Origin of the sequence: Martelella sp. HB161492 (assembly GCF_013184775.1) — a bacterium.
Taxonomy (GTDB): Bacteria; Pseudomonadota; Alphaproteobacteria; order Rhizobiales; family Rhizobiaceae; genus Martelella.
This window is the reverse complement of record NZ_JAATVV010000049.1, coordinates 1-578: the sequence shown is the minus strand read 5'-3', so window position 1 is coordinate 578 and position 578 is coordinate 1. Positions and strand designations below refer to the sequence as shown.

At 60.7% G+C, this 578-nt stretch carries 1 protein-coding gene; it reads right to left on the bottom strand.

Annotation, left to right across the window (positions count from 1 at the left end):
• Positions 1-578, bottom strand: a 578-nt coding sequence (locus HCK86_RS23910) for a terminase gpA endonuclease subunit (protein ID WP_176086999.1), incomplete at both ends; no start/stop codon positions are given.

The following is a 578-nucleotide window of genomic DNA, read 5'->3' as shown; positions in this document are numbered from 1 at the left end:
ACGATGCCACGTTTAAACCCCGTTGCATCGGCGCGGTCGCGCAGGTCTTCCCAGTCCACCGCCTTATTGTCTGCCTCAAAGGCAAGGCCAAGCGTGTCGTTGAAGAATACCTGTTCGGCGCCGGTCCCCTTGTCCTTGTCATCGGCGCCACCGGCCTGAACCTTCAGCCAGGCCCGCGCAATTGCCTCCCAGCTTTCAAGCGGCGAATAGGGCACCCAGATATGAAACGAGCGATGATAACGCGCCCGGTCGGGATATTTGGCAATCCACCTGGCCCCGTTCTTCGGATCCACCATCCATGCGCGATGGTGTTCATGGATCTCGCAGCCGCAGGCCGTGCAACAGAAATGCGCAGTCTCCGGGTGTTCGGGATCGATGTGATCGCGCATATTCTCCCATTCGAGCACCTGCAGTTCGCCGCAATGGGGGCAAGGCACATGATAGCGCTCCTGCGTGCCGGCGAGATAGTTCTCGGTGATCCGGCAGCCCGGTGCAATCAGCGGGGTCGAGATCTTGAAGACCTTGCGATTGAAGAAGGCCTTCGACCGGCTGTCGGCCTGCACCTCCGGGTCACCGGC